Raw genomic sequence first — 16,113 nt, forward strand, 5'->3', positions numbered from 1 at the left:
GCGCGCCTTGCACAACCCCAAAAACTACCCTTAATCCCCCCCAACCCCCGGGGGGGCTGGTTCCGTACGGAACCAGGCCCCCGGTCGTTCCCGCGTCACACCCGCCTGAGGACCGCGAAGCCGTCCGAGCGGTACGTGATCTCGTACGTCGCCTCCGGATGCAGTTGCGACGCCAGCCGCACCGGGTCCGACCCCTGCTGCGACCAGCCGCGCAGGTCGTACGCCAGGTAGTCCGGGGTGACGCCCTTCGACGTGCCCACCCAGTAGACCCGGTGGTCCGCCGTGAGGTGCGCGAGGAGCGAGACGTCCGCCTCCACGCTCGCGCCCTCCGGCACCGCGGCCACCGCCGCCCGCGCCTGCTCGGTCCGGGTGTCCGTCCGGTACGTCTCCGACGTCAGGAGCTCCCGCAGCGGCAGGTTCGCGGCGAGGACGAGCGCCACCGCCGTCGCGACCGGGACGACGACCTTCCCGTACGAGACGAGCCACGCGCGCGGGGAGGTGCGCACCGAGCGGACGCCGTCCACCAGGGCCAGGAAGACGACCGGCATGAGGATCGCGCTGTAGTGCCAGTGCATGCCCCAGTGGTTGGCGTCCTGGGAGAGGAAGCGCCAGCCGAGCGTGGGCAGGACGAGCAGGACCAGCGGGGAGCGCAGGGCGAGGAAGCCGGTGACGGCGAGCAGGAAGAGCACCATCTCCCAGCGCTCGCCGGAGGTGAGGGCGTCGCCGACGACCTGCCCGAAGGAGGTCTCGGTGCCCTCCCCGGTCTTCTCGATCTTGGACCAGTAGTCGTACTCGCCGACCCGGCTCGCCGCCGGGATGAGCACCAGGACGGTCAGGGCGAAGGCCGCCGCGCCGAAGCCGGCCAGGGCCGCGCCGAGCCGCTTCTGCCCCTTCACGAAGAGGACCACGCCGACCATGGAGACGGTCAGGCCCATGTCCTCCTTGACCAGGACCAGCGGTGCGGACCAGGCGACGGCCGCGGTCCAGCGCCCGAGGATCAGGGCCCGGCAGGTCAGGGCGAGCATCGGGACGGCGAAGGCGATCTCGTGGAAGTCGGACTTGACCGCCTCCTGGAGCCCCCAGGAGAGCCCGTACGCGACGGCGAGCCCGATGCCCGCGGCCCGGCTGCCGAGGACCTGCTGGGTGGTGCGGCCCACGACGACGGCGCCGGAGGCGAACAGCGCGGCCTGGCCGAAGAGCAGGGCGACCGGCGAGGGCCAGATCCAGTAGAGCGGTGCGAGCAGCGCGGTGACGGGGCTGAAGTGGTCGCCGAGTATGTGGAAGCCGGGGCCCTTGATGTCGACGACGGGGGCGCGGAACTCGGCGTACGCCCGGACGGACTGCCCGAAGATCCCGAGGTCCCACGACGGGGTGCGGAAATGCGTGTACTGCACCCAGGAGTAGAGGAAGTACAGACCGCACAGGACGACCGCGAGGATCAGGTACGGGCGGAGCGGGGCCGGGGAGAGGCCGTCGGGCGTTTCGGTCGCGGTGGCGTCCGGAGTGCCGGTGGCGCCGGGGGTGCCGGTGGCGGCCTCCTCGGCGGACCTGTTCTGTACGTCCAACACCACGCCCCCACTACCAGTGGCCGACAAAAGAGCAACCCATTAGACCAGAGTCCACCCGATCGGCGGATCCGGCGCCGCGGGCCGCGAAAGGGGGCGGCCCGCCGGTACCTCCCGGGTACCGGCGGGCCGTCCGCTGCCCGTACGGCTCAGTGGAAGAAGTGGCGCGTACCGGTGAGGTACATCGTCACGCCGGCCTTCTTCGCGGCCTCCACGACCAGCTCGTCCCGCATCGAGCCGCCGGGCTGCACGACCGCCTTCACGCCGGCCGCGGTGAGGATCTCCAGGCCGTCGGGGAAGGGGAAGAAGGCGTCCGAGGCGGCGTAGGCGCCGGCCGCCCGCTCCTCGCCCGCGCGCTCGACGGCGAGCTTCGCCGAGTCCACGCGGTTGACCTGGCCCATGCCGACGCCGACCGAGGCGCCGTCCTTGGAGAGCAGGATGGCGTTGGACTTCACCGCGCGGCAGGCCTTCCAGGCGAAGGCGAGCTCGGCCAGCTCGGCGGCGGACAGGGCCTCGCCGGTCGCCAGGGTCCAGTTCGCCGGGTCGTCGCCCTCGGCCTGGAGGCGGTCGGTGACCTGGAGCAGCGCGCCGCCGTCGATCGGCTTGACCTCGACCGGGTTGGCCGGGGCGCCCTCGGCGCGCAGGACGCGGATGTTCTTCTTCCTGGCGAGGATCTCGACCGCGCCGTCCTCGTAGCCGGGGGCGACGATGACCTCGGTGAAGATCTCCGCGACCTGCTCGGCCAGCTCGACCGACACCGGGCGGTTGACGGCGATGACGCCACCGAACGCGGACAGCGGGTCGCAGGCGTGCGCCTTGCGGTGGGCCTCGGCGACGTCGGCGCCGATCGCGATGCCGCACGGGTTGGCGTGCTTGATGATCGCGACGCAGGGCTCGGTGTGGTCGTACGCGGCCCGGCGCGCGGCGTCGGTGTCCGTGTAGTTGTTGTACGACATCTCCTTGCCGTGCAGCTGCTCGGCCTCCGCGAGGCCGCCCGTGCCGTCGACGTAGAGCGCGGCGCCCTGGTGCGGGTTCTCGCCGTAGCGCAGGACGTTGTTCCGCTCGTACGTGGCGCCAAGGAAGTCGGGGAAACCGGACTCGTCGGCGGCGGCGTAGTCGGCGGCGAACCAGGAGGCGACGGCCACGTCGTACGCGGCGGTGTGCTGGAAGGCCTCGGCGGCGAGCCGCTTGCGGGCGGTCAGGTCGAAGCCGCCGGCCTTGACGGCGGCGAGCACGTCGGCGTACCGCCCGGGGCTGGTCACGATGGCGACCGACGGGTGGTTCTTGGCCGCGGCGCGGACCATGGACGGCCCGCCGATGTCGATCTGCTCGACGCACTCGTCCGGGGTGGCGCCGGAGGCGACCGTCTCCCGGAAGGGGTACAGGTTCACGACGACCAGGTCGAAGGGCTCCACGCCCAGCTCGGCGAGCTGCTCGCGGTGCGACTCCAGGCGCAGGTCGGCGAGGATGCCGGCGTGCACGCGCGGGTGGAGGGTCTTGACGCGGCCGTCCAGGCACTCGGGGAAGCCGGTCAGCTCCTCGACCTTGGTGACCGGCACCCCGGCCGCGGCGATCTTCCCGGCCGTGGAGCCGGTGGAGACGAGCTCGACACCGGCCTCGTGCAGACCGCGGGCCAGCTCTTCGAGCCCCGTCTTGTCGTAGACGCTGACCAGCGCGCGGCGGATGGGCTTAACGGTGTCCGTGTTCACCGACATGAACCTTTCGTCCCTCAATGCGGTAGCCGTGCCGGGCGAGACGCCCCACGACGTCGACGAGCAGCGAGCGCTCGACTTCCTTGATGCGCTCGTGCAGAGCGGCTTCATCGTCCGTCTCCCGCACCTCGACCACGCCCTGGGCGATGATCGGGCCGGTGTCGACACCGTCGTCGACGAAGTGGACGGTGCACCCGGTGACCTTCGCGCCGTAGGCGAGGGCGTCACGCACCCCGTGGGCACCGGGAAAACTGGGCAGCAGAGCCGGGTGGGTGTTGACGACCCGGCCGCCGAAGCGGGCGAGGAACTCCTTGCCGACGATCTTCATGAACCCGGCGGAGACGACGAGATCCGGCTCGTACGCGGCGGTCGCCTCGGCCAGCGCCCGGTCCCACTCCCCGCGGGTGGCGTGGTCCTTGACCCGGCAGACGAAGGTGGGCAGACCGGCGCGCTCGGCGCGCTCCAGACCGGCGATGCCGTCGCGGTCGGCGCCGACGGCGACGATCTCCGCGCCGTACCCCTCCGGGTCCGCGGCGATGCCGTCGAGGAGGGCCTGCAGATTGGTACCGGAACCGGAGACCAGGACGACGAGGCGGGCGGCAGCCACTGGGTCACTCTTTCCGTGGTGTTTGTACGGTCGTACGAACGAATCGTGCCGCTCGATACGGGGAACCCTACGAATGGCTCGACCGTCAGCAACGATACCGGCACACCGGGCGGCCCCCACGGGACGGGGGCGGAGCAGGGCGGTAGCGTCAGGGTCCGACGCCTGACGATCGGCACGATCGGCAGACAGCGGCGGACGAGACAGCAGCGGAGACCACGGGTGCGGCCGTGGTCCTGACGACAGAGGGAAGACGTTCAGCAGATGCCGGAACGCCAGTCCACGGACGACAACAACCCGTTCGCACCGCCGCCCGAGGGCCGGCCGGATCAGCCGTGGCAGCCGCGGCGACCGGAGGGCTCGGGCGACGAAGCGTCCGGGGCCCCGGACTCGCCGGGGCCGTCCGACGGCCGCTGGAGCCCGCGCCAGCCGGGCCGCTCCGACGACGGCTTCGGCCGGGGGCCGGAGCGCCAGGGAGGCGACCAGGGCGGCCCGGAGGGCGGACCCGGCCAGGGGGGCGGCGGCCAGGACGGCCGCCAGGGGCCCCGCTGGGACCCGAAGGACCCGGCGCAGCGGCGCGCGCGGTACGCGATCCTCGCGGGCATGTGGGCCTTCTTCTTCGCCATCTTCGAGATCCCGGAACTGGCGCTGCTCCTCGGCGCCCTGGGTCTCTACTGGGCGATCAGCTCCCTGCGGAACAAGCCGAAGCCGGCCACGGAGCTGTCGCCGACATCACAGCCGGCGCCCGCACCGGCGTCTCAGCCCTCGGGACGGCCGTCGGGGCAGGGGGCCGCGGCGGCCCCGCTCCGCTCGATGCGGACGGCCGCGATCAGCGGTCTGGTCGCGGCGAGCGTGGCCCTGATGATCGTCGCGGTCGGCTTCACCATGCAGCTCGTCTACAGCGACTTCTACGAGTGCCGCGACGACGCCCTCACCCACGCAGGCCAGCTGGCCTGCAACGACCTCCTCCCGAAGCCGCTGCGTGCGGGCTTCGGGGTGCGGGAGTAGGACAGGCCCTAGCGGTTGCCCTCCGGGGGCGGGGTGGATTCCCAGGCCGCCGGAAGGTAGTCGTACGGCTCGAACGCGGAGTCGCCGTACGGGTCGTCGTCGAGCCCCAGCTCGGAGCCGGACCCGGCGGCGGGTGCCGCCGTGGGCCGCGGGCCCGAGGTCGGAGCGGGCCAAGAGGGCCCCGGAGGGATGCCCGGTCGCGTACCTTCCGCGGTCGACGCGTCGGGAGCGGCCGGGGGTACGGGGCCGGGGCCCGGACCGGCGGGCTCGGCCCGTCCCGGACCGGACTTCGACCCGCCGCCCCCGGCGGGTCCGGCGGGGCGGCCGAGGCGGAGGAGGCCGGTGAGACGCCCGGAGAGGCCGCCGAGTCCCGGCCCGTGGCCGAGACCGGCCGTCGGGCCGTTCGCCGCTGCCGGGGCGGCACCCGCGCCCGCCACTCCCGAACCGGACGGGGCCGAGGGCACCGGCAGGGGCAGGGGTTCCGGATGGAGGGTGCGGCGGGCCCAGGCCCGCACACCGCCCGACGGCTCCGGCACCGGCACCGGCAGGGGCTTCGAGCGGAGGGTCAGGCGGCCCCAGGCCCGTACACCCCCCGACGGCTCCGACAAGGGCTTCGGCCGGAGGGCGCGGCGGCCCCAGGCCCGTACGCCCAAGGCCACCGGCACACCCACGCAGGCGCCCCACAGGACCGTCGCCGCCCCGGCCTGCCACCACACCGGACCGAACGCCGTGAGCCGTCCGCCGCCGAGCGGGCCGCCCGCGGCCGCCGCCAGGACCGCGACCGCCGTCCCGCACGCCCAGGCCGCGCCCAGCGCCGTGAGCGCCGTGTCCCGGGCCGCCCAGATCCTGGCCGAGCGGCCCACCCGATGGCCCTGGACCAGGGCCGCGGCCAGCGGGGCCGCGGCCACCGACCAGTGGATCCAGCTGCCCCGCCCCTCGGCGGGCAGCGCGGCCAGGAGCGGGAAGGGCGGCACGGCCGGATCCCCGGCGAGACCCAGCGGGGTCGCGAGCGCGCCCGTACCGAGGGTGAAGCCCGGCCCGAGGCCGTACGCGGCCCCCCACACGGCCATGTTCGGCAGCAGCGCGAGGACGAGCAGCAGGACCGCCAGCCGACCGGACCACTCCCCCGCGATGCCCGCGTACGCGGCCTGCGCCTCATCCGCGTGCCAGGCCAGCGACACCGCCGCCGCCACCGCGCCGCCGCCGAGCAGCGTCACGAGCCCCAGCCACGCCGCTCGCAGCGAGGCGGACGCCTGGCGCCGGCCGGGCCACGGGCGGCCCAGTGCCGTCCAGACCCCGGCGCCCGCCGCGCCCACGACGACTGCGGGCAGCCAGAACCCGGCGGTGATCAGGTCGGCGGGCAGCGGGCCGCTCCCGCCGTAGACCACGACCGCCCCCGCGACCAGCAGATACCCCCCGGCCACGGCGCCGACGGCGGCGCTCGCGGAGAGCCGCGACCGGTCGGTCGCGTCATCCGCGTCGAGGAGGTGGCGGGCTTCGAGGGTGTCGCGGGCGGCCCGGTGGAGGAGCCAGACGGGCAGGGCGGTCAGGAGCAGCGGGACGACGCCGAGGGGCGCGGGCAGGCCGGACAGGGTGTCCGTACGGACCAGGTCCACGCCGTGGGCGAGCAGCCAGAGCCCCGCCGCCAGGTGGAGGGTGTCCCCGGGGCCGCTGTCGGGGTACGGGGAGCTGATCCAGCCCGCGACCACCAGGACCGCGAGCGCGCCGAGGCCGAGTCCGGCGGCGACCCCGCCCCGGACGCAGGCGGCGGCCAGCGCGGCGGAACGGCCGCCCTGGATCAGGGGATGCTCGGTCACATGGGTCACGGGGCCATGCTCCCAACGACACGCGCTTTTGCCGCGTAACAGGCAAACCTCCGTTGTGTCGCTCAAGATACGTTTATGTACTTTTCCGCCCACAGCAGCTCTGCGGGAGGTCGACGCCGATGAGCCCGAGCAGCGCGCATTCCGCATCCTCCGTCACCCTGCCGACCCCGAAGGAGCGGCGCAGGTTGCGTGAGGCCCTCGCCCTGAGCGAGGAGCAGGTCGCCGAGGCCATGGGCGTCACCAGGGCCACGGTCAGAGCGTGGGAGACCGGGCGCTCGTCGCCCCGGGGCCGCAAGCGCGAGGCGTACGCGAAGCTGCTCGGCTCACCCGAGCCGACCGACGCGCCCTCGCCGCCCCGGACAACGCCGGCCCGAGCACAGGCACAGGCACACGCCGAGGCACGGGCACCCGCAGAGGCGCAGGCACAGGCGGAGCCTGAGACGCAGGCCCGGCCGGAGACCCAGGCCCAGCGGGAGGCCCGGTCGCGGGCGTCGTCTCCCCCGGCCACGGCTCCGGCTCCGGCTCCGGCTCCGGCTCCGGCCACGATCCCGGCTTCGGCCCCGACCCCCGCTTCGGCTCGGACGCCGGCGGCCACGCCCGCCCGGCCCCGGACCGCCGCCAAGCGGGCCGCCAAGCCGCCGAAGGGCCCGCGCAAGGGCACCACGAGGCCGCAGGAGCGTCTGAAACCGGTGGTGGCGGAGGCCCCGGCCCCGGAGCCCGAGCCGTCGGTCGCCGTGTCGAGCCTCACCCCGGAGGAGGCCTTCGACGAGCTGTACGCGCACACCGCACCCGGCCTCGTCCACCAGACGTACCTGCTGACGGGCCGCCGCCGGCTCTCCCGCGAGGCCGTCGAGTACGCCTTCCACCACGCCTGGCAGCGCTGGCCCGAGGTCGCCGTCGACGCGGACCCGGTCGGCTGGGTGCGGGCGACCGCGTACGAGTACGCCCTCTCCCCCTGGCACCGGCTGCGCCGGACGCACAAGCACCCGGACGCCCCGCCGACCGACGCGAACCGCAGGGCACTGCTGACCGCGCTCCTCGAACTGCCGCCGCCGTACCGCCGTACCGTCCTGCTCTACGAGGGGCTCGGCCTCGACCTGCCGGAGACGGCGGCCGAGACGGAGGCGAGCACCCCCGCCGCCGCCAACCGGCTGCTGCACGCCCGTACGGTCCTCGGACGGCGGATCCCCGAGCTCGCCGAACCCGAGGCCCTGCACCGGCGGCTCCGCGCGCTGGTCACCGAGGCGCCGACGGCCACCCTTCCGGCCGCCCGCTCGGTCCGGACGGGCAGCGAACGCCGGACCCGCACCTGGACCCGCGCGGTGCTCGGCGTGACCGCGGTCCTCATCGGGGTCACCGGCTTCACGGCGGTCACGGCGCCGACCCGGTACATCCCGGTGAACGCCCCCGGCGAGACCGTCAACGGCGTCCCCGTACGAGGCGGCCCGCAGCAGCTCCGCCCGGAGGACCTGGAACTGCGCGACCGGCTGCGGGGCGAGCCGAACCCGGGACCCGAGCGGCTCGTCCCTTCGGCCGAGTAGGCGCCGCCGTACGCGAGAGGGCCCCGCCCTCCGTCCGGGTGACCGGGCGGGGGCGGGGCCCCTCTCGTACAGCTGTCGCCTGTCGCGGGAGTCAGCCCGCGAGGATGGCGCGCGCCAGCTTGGCCGTCTCGGTCGGCGTCTTGCCGACCTTGACGCCCGCGGCCTCGAGGGCCTCCTTCTTCGCCTGGGCGGTGCCGGAGGAGCCGGAGACGATGGCGCCGGCGTGGCCCATGGTCTTGCCCTCGGGCGCGGTGAAGCCCGCGACGTAGCCGACGACCGGCTTGGTGACGTTGGCCTTGATGAAGTCGGCCGCACGCTCCTCGGCGTCGCCGCCGATCTCACCGATCATGACGATCAGGTCGGTGTCGGGGTCCGCCTCGAACGCCGCGAGGGCGTCGATGTGCGTGGTGCCGATGACCGGGTCGCCACCGATGCCGACGGCGGACGAGAAGCCGATGTCACGGAGCTCGTACATCATCTGGTACGTCAGCGTGCCGGACTTCGAGACCAGGCCGATGCGGCCCGGCTTCGTGATGTCGCCCGGGATGATGCCGGCGTTGGACTGGCCCGGGGTGATGAGACCGGGGCAGTTCGGGCCGATGATGCGGGTCTTGTTGCCCTTCGACTGCGCGTACGCCCAGAAGGCGGCGGAGTCGTGGACGGCGATGCCCTCGGTGATGACGACGGCCAGCGGGATCTCGGCGTCGATCGCCTCGACCACGGCGGCCTTCGCGAAGGCCGGCGGGACGAAGAGGACCGAGACGTTGGCGCCGGTCTCCTTCATCGCCTCGGCGACGGAGCCGAAGACCGGGACCTCGGTGCCGTCGAAGTCGACGGACGTGCCGGCCTTGCGCGGGTTCACGCCGCCGACGATGTTGGTGCCGTCACCCAGCATGAGCTTGGTGTGCTTCATGCCCGTGGCACCGGTCATGCCCTGGACGATGACCTTGCTGTCCTTGGTCAGGAAGATAGCCATGGTGTTCTGACCTCGTCCCTTACTTCGCAGCCGCGAGCTCGGCGGCCTTGTCGGCCGCGCCGTCCATGGTGTCCACGCGCTGCACCAGCGGGTGGTTCGCGTCCGACAGGATCTTGCGACCCAGCTCCGCGTTGTTGCCGTCGAGGCGCACGACCAGCGGCTTGGTGACCTCTTCGCCCTTGGAGGCGAGGAGTTCCAGGGCCTGGACGATGCCGTTGGCGACCTCGTCACAGGCGGTGATGCCACCGAAGACGTTGACGAACACGGACTTGACGTCCGGGTCGCCGAGGATGATCTCCAGGCCGTTCGCCATGACCTCGGCGGAGGCGCCGCCGCCGATGTCGAGGAAGTTGGCCGGCTTCACGCCGCCGTGGTTCTCACCGGCGTACGCGACGACGTCCAGGGTCGACATGACCAGACCGGCACCGTTACCGATGATGCCGACCTCGCCCTCGAGCTTGACGTAGTTGAGGTTCTTGGCCTTGGCGGCAGCCTCGAGCGGGTTGGCTGCGGCCTTGTCCTCGAGCGCCTCGTGCCCGGGCTGACGGAAGTCGGCGTTCTCGTCGAGAGACACCTTGCCGTCCAGGGCCAGGATGCGGCCGTCCTTGGTCTTCACCAGCGGGTTGACCTCGACGAGGAGCGCGTCCTCGGCGACGAAGGTGTCCCACAGGGTCACCAGGGCCTCGGCGACACCCTCGGCCACGTCGGCCGGGAACTTCGCCAGGGCCACGATCTCGCGGGCCTTCTCGATGTTCACGCCTTCGACGGCGTTGACCGGGACCTTCGCGAGGGCCTCGGGGGTCTTCTCCGCGACCTCCTCGATGTCCATGCCGCCCTGCACCGACGCCATGGCGAGGAAGGTGCGGTTGGTGCGGTCGAGGAGGTACGAGACGTAGTACTCCGCCTCGATCTCCGGGGACAGCTCGGCGATCATCACCTTGTGGACCGTGTGGCCCTTGATGTCCATGCCGAGGATGTCGGTCGCCCGGGCGACCGCCTCGTCCGGGGTCGCGGCCAGCTTGACGCCGCCGGCCTTGCCTCGGCCACCGACCTTCACCTGCGCCTTGACGACCGACTTGCCGCCAAGACGCTCGGTGGCCTCGCGCGCCGCCTCAGGCGTGTCGATGACTTCACCGGCCAGCACCGGTACACCGTGCTTGGCGAAGAGGTCCCTCGCCTGGTACTCGAACAGGTCCACGCGCGTCCGTCCCTTTTTCTGATGATCGCGGTTCGTTTTCTGCGTGGGCGTGCCGCGGAGGGCAACGTGACTGCATCTGTCACAAGGGAGGCGTACACGGTGTCCGTGGACGCGGCATGTCCGTCTCGCAGGTTATCGCCGTGGGACGTGGGTCCCTAAATCGCAGGTCACTACAGAGCGGTGATACGGGTCACAGATCGTAGGGGCCAGGAGGCCCTCGGTAGGGGTCGAGGGGTGGGGACGTGCGGGGCTCGCCGTAGGCGGCGCTTGACCTTTCGGCACCTCACCACGCGCGGCGCGAACGGGTGAGGGGCCTTCGTACGCCGGTGTGATGTGAGCCTCAGTCGGGGCGGGGCACCCGTGCGGGTGGTCCTCGGGCGACGGATTCCGCACCGCGGGAGTCGTCAGCCGGGCCCGGGCCCCGCGTCAGTCGGCGGGTATCGGCAGGGGGCGCTTCTCCAGGGCCGCCGCCATGACCTCGGGGAAGAGGTCGGGCGTGCAGGCGAAGGCCGGGACGCCGAGTGCGCCGAGCGCCGCCGCGTGGTCGCGGTCGTAGGCCGGGGCGCCCTCGTCGGAGAGGGCGAGCAGCGCGACGAACTGGACGCCCGAGGCCTTCATCGCCGCGACCCGCCTCAGCATCTCGTCGCGGATGCCCCCCTCGTACAGGTCGCTGATGAGGACGACGACGGTGTCGGCCGGACGGGTGATCTTCGACTGGCAGTGGGCGAGGGCACGGTTGATGTCGGTGCCGCCGCCGAGCTGGGTGCCGAAGAGGACGTCGACGGGGTCGTCGAGCCGGTCGGTCAGGTCCACGACGGCGGTGTCGAAGACGACGAGCCGGGTGGCGATCGACCGCATGGAGGCGAGCACCGCCCCGAAGACGGACGCGTGGACGACGGAGGCGGCCATGGAGCCGGACTGGTCGACGCAGAGCACGACCTCCTTCCGTATCCCCCGGGAGGCGCGGCCGTGGCCGATGAGCCGCTCGGGGACGACCGTGCCGTGCTCGGGCAGGTAGTGCGTGAGGTTGGCGCGGATCGTGCGGTCCCAGTCGATGTCCCGGTGGCGGGGCCGGCTGATCCGGGCGGAGCGGTCGAGGGCGCCGGTGAGGGTCGCGCGGGTGCGGGTGGCGAGGCGCTTCTCCAGGTCGTCCACGACCTTGCGCACGACGGCCCGCGCGGTCTCCCTGGTCGTCTCGGGCATGGCCTTGTGGAGGGAGAGCAGGGTGCCGACCAGGTGCACGTCCGCCTCGACGGCGTCCAGCATCTCCGGCTCCAGGAGGAGGGTCGCCAGGCCGAGGCGGTCGATCGCGTCACGCTGCATGACCTGGACGACGGAGCTGGGGAAGTACGTCCGGATGTCGCCGAGCCAGCGGACGACGGACGGCGCCGACGCGCCGAGTCCGGCCGAGCGGTCCCGGCCGGTACGGTCCCGCCCCGTGCGGTCCTGCCCGACGGCGTCGGTCCGGCTGGTGCGGCCGTAGAGCGCGGTGAGGGCTCCGTCCATGGCGGCGTCGGTGCCGGTGAGCGCACGGCCGGTGCCGTCGGCTTCGCCGCCGCCCAGGACGAGCCGCCAGCGGCGCACCCGCTCGTCGTCCGCCGGGGTCCGCCGGTTCACGTCGGTGCTCATGCCATGACCTCCGGGCCGAGGACGAGGTGGAGGAGGGGAAGGACGGCGTCCGCCCGGTCGGGGTCGGAGGTGGGGGCGAAGCCGGGGACGCCGGGTGCGGTGTGTCCGGCGCCGCCGGTGCCGGGGCCCCGGGCGACCAGCTCCCCGAGGGTGCGGCGCACTCCCGGCTCGTACACGGAGAAGGTGCGGCGCAGCAGCGGCAGGACGTCGGTGAACGCCTCGGCCGGTACGCCGGTGAGCCAGGTGTCGACCAGGCCGAGGAGCCGCTCGTCGTGGACGAGGAGCAGTCCGCCGCCGGAGGCGCCGCCGACGAAGCCGTCGATCCAGGCGGCGGCGTCGGGCGGCGGGGTGCCGGGGGAGAGGGCGCGGCTCATGAGCAGGGCGGCTTCGGCGTCGGGGATGCGGCCCTCGTCCAGGAGGAGCCGGGCGGCGCGGCCCCTGAGGATGCCGGGGATCCGGTCGCGGTCGGCGAGCCGGCGCAGGACGCCGGCCCAGCGGTCGGCCGTCGAAGCCGCGCCCGGCAGCAGGCCGATGGCTCGGTGGACCGCGTCGATCCGCTCGCGCATGGCGGCGGCCGCGTCGGTGTCGAGCCCGGCGCAGGCGGGCGGCAGGCCGACGCAGATCCGTTCGGCGAGTCCGGTGGCGACCTCCGCGAGGGCCGCCGTGTCGGTGCCCCGGACGTCGCCGTAGCGCAGGGAGCGGGCGAGGGCCGGGAGGGCCTGGGCGAGGTGGGTGACGTCGGTGTCGAGCGCGGCCCGGTCGGCGAGCGCCCGCATCACGACGGGCAGGGCGTCGGTGAGCCCGGCGAGGAGGCACTGCTCGGCGAGACCGGTGATGTCGGAGAGGGCGGTCGTCGCCAGGGCCCGTGAACGGGCTTTGGCGGTGGCGGCGGCCTCGACGGTGGTGCCCCAGACGCCGGCCTCCGCGACCTGGACGTGGAGCTCGGGCTGCCAGCGCAGCCGCCAGGTCTCCCGGAAGGTGCCGGTGCCGGCGCGTCCCTCGGCCGGTTCGCCCCAGTGGACGCCGAGGAGCCGCAGCCGGTGCAGCAGCCGGCTGCGGTTGCCGTCCGTCTCCTTGCGGAGGTCGAGTTCGAGCGCGCGCTCGGCGGCCTCGGGCTTGAGGCGCAGGGTGCGCTGGCGGCGGGTCAGGTCGCGTTGCAGCGGGACGGCGGGTGCGCCGGCGGGGACCTCACCGAGGACGTCGCCGATGACGAGGCGGTCCCTGACGAGGGCGAGCGGCACGTCGGAGCCCTCGCAGAGGACGGCGCGGACGGCGTCGGTCGTCTCGTCGAGGCCGGGCCGGGGCCGGCCGCGCAGGGCGGCGAGGGTGTCGGCGAGCCGGACGGCCTCGACGACGTGGGCGGAGGAGACGGGGTGATCCTCGGCCCTGAGGAGTCCGGCGACCTTGGTCATCCAGCGCTCGACGGGCCGGTCGGGGGCGGCGAAGAGGTGTTCGTACCAGCCGGGCGAGTCGATCCCCGCTCCGTATCCCGAGCGGCGGGCGAGCCTGCGGTGGGTCCAGGGGACCCAGGTCATCTCGGTCCTCACCTTGGGCAGGCCCTTGAGCAGGGCCCGGTCGGCGGCGACGGTCGTCCTCCGGGAGAGGGCGGGGACGTGCCAGGCGCCGCAGACGACGGCGACGGCGTCCCCGAACTCCTTGCGGGCGGCGCGGAGCTGGATCCGCATGTACGCCTCGCGGACGAGGTCGCGGGGGTGACCGCCGTGTCCGTACGCGTCGCGGAGGGCGCCCATGGCCTCGGCGAGGGCCTCGAACGGGGCCGTGGGGTCGCCGTCGCCGCGCAGTTCGACGACGTCCTCCCACCAGCGCTCGGCGCCCTCCTGCCCGGCCGCCCCCGCCCCGGCGGCCGCGGCGAGTTCGGCGACCGGGTCGATCCGCGGGTCGCCGGCGACCTCGTCCTCGCTGTCGTCCCAGGTGGGGTCGGAGGCGGCGAGGGTGTGTGCGGCGGGCAGGTCGACGAACCGGACGGCGGCGCCCCGGTCGAGGGCCCAGCGGATCGCGACCCATTCGGGCGAGAACTCGGCCATCGGCCAGAACGCGGCCCGCCCCGGGTCGTCCACGGCGTGCGCGAGCAGCGCCACCGGCGGCCGCATGTCGGGGTCCCCGGCGAGGGTCACGAGGGCGTCGGCCTCGGCCGGACCTTCGACGAGCACCACGGCCGGCTGCTCGGCGTCCAGGGCGGCCCGCACACCCCGCGCCGACCCGGGCCCGTGGTGCCGTACCCCGAGGAGGAGCGGTCCGCCGCGCCGGGCCGTGGTGGCGGGGGTCATACGCTCACCTCGCGGCAGGCGCGGTAGAAGTCCTTCCAGCCGTCTCTCTCCCTGACCACCGTCTCCAGGTACTCCTGCCAGACGACGCGGTCGGCCGCGGGGTCCCGGACGACGGCGCCGAGGATGCCGGCCGCGATGTCCGAGGGGCGCAGGACGCCGTCGCCGAAGTGTGCGGCGAGGGCGAGGCCGCCCGTGACGACGGAGATGGCCTCGGCGGTCGAGAGAGTCCCCGAGGGGGACTTGACCCTGGTCCGGCCGTCGGTGGTGACCCCGTCGCGCAGCTCGCGGAAGACGGTGACGACCCGGCGGATCTCGTCGACGCCGTCGGGGGCGGCCGGCAGTTCCAGGGAGCGCCCGAGCTGCTCGACGCGGCGGGCGACGATGTCGACCTCCGCCTCGGGGGTCGCGGGCAGCGGCAGGACGACCGTGTTGAAGCGGCGGCGGAGCGCGCTGGAGAGTTCGTTGACACCGCGGTCGCGGTCGTTGGCCGTGGCGATCAGGTTGAAGCCGGGGACGGCCTGCACCTCCTGGCCCAGTTCGGGCACGGGGAGGGTCTTCTCGGACAGGATCGTGATGAGCGTGTCCTGGACGTCGGCGGGCATCCGGGTGAGCTCTTCGATGCGGGCGGTCATGCCCTGCGACATCGCCCGCATCACGGGGCTCGGCACGAGGGCGTCCCGGCTGGGGCCGTGGGCGAGGAGCCGGGCGTAGTTCCAGCCGTAGCGGACGGCTTCCTCCGGGGTGCCGGCGGTGCCCTGGACGAGGAGGGTGGAGTCTCCGCTGACGGCGGCGGCGAGGTGCTCGGAGACCCAGGTCTTGGCGGTGCCGGGCACGCCGAGGAGGAGCAGCGCCCGGTCGGTGGCGAGGGTGGTGACGGCGACTTCCACGATGCGGCGCGGCCCGACGTACTTGGGTGTGATCACCGTGCCGTCGCGGAGGGTGCCGCCGAGGAGGTAGGTGGCGACCGCCCACGGCGAGAGACGCCAGCGGGCGGGGCGGGGGCGGTCGTCGGCCGCGCCGAGAGCGGCGAGTTCGTCGGCGAAGGCGTGCTCGGCGTGGGCCCGCAGGACCTCGGTCACGGCGGGCGGCTGCCCCGGTCCGGTGTCCGTCTCGACACCGGAACCGGGCTGCGCGATGGTTTCGGGCACGGGCATGGATCCCCCTCCAGATCGTTCGACCTGCTGTGTGATCCACCGTGCACCATGCCACTGACAATCGGATGTCCGCGCTGGTCAGAGGCGATCGGCGGGGTGGGGAGGGGTCATCTCACCGCGCAGGGGCCGGGGGTGACTAGAAGTCAGCCCGCGACCGGGGGTCAGCCCGCGACCGGGGAGACGGCGACGCAGCCGCCCGCCATCGCCTGCTCGGCCTTGGCCTCCTTGATGACCTTGCCCTGGTAGATGACCTTGCAGGTGAGGTCGGCGGGGGTGAGGGAGACCGGCATGACGGCCGCCGGCATGATGCCCCGGAGCTTCACCGTCTTCTTCCACGGCGTGGTCGGCTTCTTCTCCGACTCGACCTTCGGCTCCATCGCGGTGCCGTCGCCGGCGTGGTAGTCGATGGACTCGATTCCCGTGCCCGTGACCTCGTAGGTGACCTCGTAGGACTCCGTCACCGACTTGTCGACCTGGTCGGCGGCCTTCTGCGCGGCCTCCGAACAGGCGCTGAGGCCGAGTGCCAGGCCGGCGAAGGCGAGGGCCGAGACGGCGGTGCGGGCGGTGCGCTTCATGGGGGTCCCCCTGGACGCGTAAGCGGATCGATCGGTC

The 16,113-nt window shown here is 73.7% G+C and carries 12 protein-coding genes; 2 read left to right on the forward strand and 10 right to left on the reverse strand.

Annotated elements, in window-relative coordinates; all coding sequences use genetic code 11:
- Window positions 1-95: 95 nt before the first annotated feature.
- From ACFWV2_RS25450 to purN, 3 genes are all read right to left on the reverse strand, one after another.
- Window positions 96-1,568, reverse strand: a complete 1,473-nt coding sequence (locus ACFWV2_RS25450) for a DUF2079 domain-containing protein (RefSeq protein WP_384408129.1) — start codon at window positions 1,566-1,568, stop codon at window positions 96-98.
- A 146-nt stretch (window positions 1,569-1,714) separates the two neighbouring features.
- Window positions 1,715-3,280 (reverse strand): bifunctional phosphoribosylaminoimidazolecarboxamide formyltransferase/IMP cyclohydrolase, encoded by a 1,566-nt coding sequence (gene purH, locus ACFWV2_RS25455; protein ID WP_384408040.1) that lies wholly within the window; start codon window positions 3,278-3,280, stop codon window positions 1,715-1,717.
- Window positions 3,255-3,884 carry a phosphoribosylglycinamide formyltransferase gene (purN, locus tag ACFWV2_RS25460; RefSeq protein WP_384408042.1) on the reverse strand — a complete coding sequence of 210 codons (630 nt, stop codon included), beginning with the start codon at window positions 3,882-3,884 and terminating at the stop codon, window positions 3,255-3,257. Before purN ends, purH begins: the two co-directional genes overlap by 26 nt.
- 261 nt (window positions 3,885-4,145) lie before the next feature.
- Here purN and ACFWV2_RS25465 point away from each other — a divergent pair, with 261 nt between their 5' ends.
- A complete protein-coding gene (locus ACFWV2_RS25465; RefSeq protein ID WP_384408044.1) occupies window positions 4,146-4,889 on the forward strand; it encodes a hypothetical protein in 744 nt (247 codons plus the stop codon).
- Window positions 4,890-4,897: 8 nt separating this feature from the next.
- Here ACFWV2_RS25465 and ACFWV2_RS25470 read toward each other — a convergent pair whose 3' ends face one another.
- Window positions 4,898-6,715: a DUF6350 family protein gene (locus tag ACFWV2_RS25470; protein WP_384408047.1), complete on the reverse strand. Its 1,818-nt coding sequence runs from the start codon at window positions 6,713-6,715 to the stop codon at window positions 4,898-4,900.
- A 119-nt stretch (window positions 6,716-6,834) separates the two neighbouring features.
- Here ACFWV2_RS25470 and ACFWV2_RS25475 point away from each other — a divergent pair, with 119 nt between their 5' ends.
- Entirely contained in the window at window positions 6,835-8,256 is a 1,422-nt protein-coding gene (locus ACFWV2_RS25475; RefSeq protein ID WP_384408049.1) for a sigma factor-like helix-turn-helix DNA-binding protein, read from the forward strand.
- 91 nt (window positions 8,257-8,347) lie between these two features.
- On the opposite strand, the gene sucD is transcribed toward ACFWV2_RS25475, so the two are convergent.
- The 6 genes from sucD to ACFWV2_RS25505 form a co-directional block, all read right to left on the reverse strand.
- On the reverse strand, window positions 8,348-9,232 hold the full coding sequence (sucD, locus tag ACFWV2_RS25480) for a succinate--CoA ligase subunit alpha (RefSeq protein WP_055641765.1): 885 nt from the start codon (window positions 9,230-9,232) through the stop codon (window positions 8,348-8,350).
- Window positions 9,233-9,251: 19 nt separating this feature from the next.
- A complete protein-coding gene (gene sucC, locus ACFWV2_RS25485) occupies window positions 9,252-10,430 on the reverse strand; it encodes an ADP-forming succinate--CoA ligase subunit beta (RefSeq protein ID WP_360785456.1) in 1,179 nt (392 codons plus the stop codon).
- 426 nt (window positions 10,431-10,856) lie between these two features.
- Window positions 10,857-12,059, reverse strand: a complete 1,203-nt coding sequence (locus ACFWV2_RS25490; RefSeq protein ID WP_384408052.1) for a VWA domain-containing protein — start codon at window positions 12,057-12,059, stop codon at window positions 10,857-10,859.
- Window positions 12,056-14,347, reverse strand: a complete 2,292-nt coding sequence (locus ACFWV2_RS25495; RefSeq protein WP_384408054.1) for a DUF5682 family protein — start codon at window positions 14,345-14,347, stop codon at window positions 12,056-12,058. The genes ACFWV2_RS25490 and ACFWV2_RS25495 overlap by 4 nt, the downstream gene beginning before the upstream one ends.
- Window positions 14,344-15,501, reverse strand: a complete 1,158-nt coding sequence (locus tag ACFWV2_RS25500; protein ID WP_384408056.1) for an AAA family ATPase — start codon at window positions 15,499-15,501, stop codon at window positions 14,344-14,346. The genes ACFWV2_RS25495 and ACFWV2_RS25500 overlap by 4 nt, the downstream gene beginning before the upstream one ends.
- A gap of 161 nt (window positions 15,502-15,662) precedes the next feature.
- Complete coding sequence (locus ACFWV2_RS25505; protein ID WP_384408058.1) at window positions 15,663-16,076, reverse strand: hypothetical protein; 414 nt, start codon at window positions 16,074-16,076, stop codon at window positions 15,663-15,665.
- Between the last annotated feature and the right edge of the window lie 37 nt (window positions 16,077-16,113).

Source organism: Streptomyces sp. NPDC058671 (genome assembly GCF_042716475.1).
Taxonomy (GTDB): Bacteria; Actinomycetota; Actinomycetes; order Streptomycetales; family Streptomycetaceae; genus Streptomyces.

What these genes read in the sequence shown, in the direction of transcription:
- ACFWV2_RS25475 (WP_384408049.1), top strand. Translation starts at nt 6,835, where the DNA reads ATGAGCCCGAGCAGCGCGCATTCCGCATCCTCCGTCACCCTGCCGACC.
- sucD (WP_055641765.1), bottom strand. Translation starts at nt 9,232, where the DNA reads ATGGCTATCTTCCTGACCAAGGACAGCAAGGTCATCGTCCAGGGCATG.
- ACFWV2_RS25490 (WP_384408052.1), bottom strand. Translation starts at nt 12,059, where the DNA reads ATGAGCACCGACGTGAACCGGCGGACCCCGGCGGACGACGAGCGGGTG.
- ACFWV2_RS25465 (WP_384408044.1), top strand. Translation starts at nt 4,146, where the DNA reads ATGCCGGAACGCCAGTCCACGGACGACAACAACCCGTTCGCACCGCCG.
- ACFWV2_RS25505 (WP_384408058.1), bottom strand. Translation starts at nt 16,076, where the DNA reads ATGAAGCGCACCGCCCGCACCGCCGTCTCGGCCCTCGCCTTCGCCGGC.
- purH (WP_384408040.1), bottom strand. Translation starts at nt 3,280, where the DNA reads ATGTCGGTGAACACGGACACCGTTAAGCCCATCCGCCGCGCGCTGGTC.
- ACFWV2_RS25495 (WP_384408054.1), bottom strand. Translation starts at nt 14,347, where the DNA reads ATGACCCCCGCCACCACGGCCCGGCGCGGCGGACCGCTCCTCCTCGGG.
- ACFWV2_RS25500 (WP_384408056.1), bottom strand. Translation starts at nt 15,501, where the DNA reads ATGCCCGTGCCCGAAACCATCGCGCAGCCCGGTTCCGGTGTCGAGACG.